1 pseudogene is annotated in these 265 nt (G+C 74.0%); it reads left to right on the plus strand.

Annotated features, from left to right (window positions below):
• Positions 1–265 (plus strand): annotated as a pseudogene (locus CCN33_RS33025) (imidazolonepropionase); the annotation flags it as partial.

Below are 265 nucleotides of genomic sequence, written 5' to 3' on the forward strand. Positions count from 1 at the left end.
CGGCCGCGTACGTCGCCCTGGTGACCGGGGAGATGCTGGACGCCTGCGCCCCGCACGCCCGTTGGATCGACGTGTTCTGCGAGAAGGGCGCCTTCGACGGCGACCAGGCCCGCGCCATCCTCACCGCCGGCCGCGCCAAGGGCCTGCACCCGCGCGTTCACGCCAACCAGCTCTCGTACGGCCCCGGCGTGCAGCTGGCCGTGGAGCTGGACGCGGCCAGCGCCGACCACTGCACCCATCTCACGGACGCCGACGTGGACGCCCT

This window comes from Streptomyces recifensis (assembly GCF_002154615.1).
Classification (GTDB): Bacteria; Actinomycetota; Actinomycetes; order Streptomycetales; family Streptomycetaceae; genus Streptomyces; species Streptomyces griseoluteus.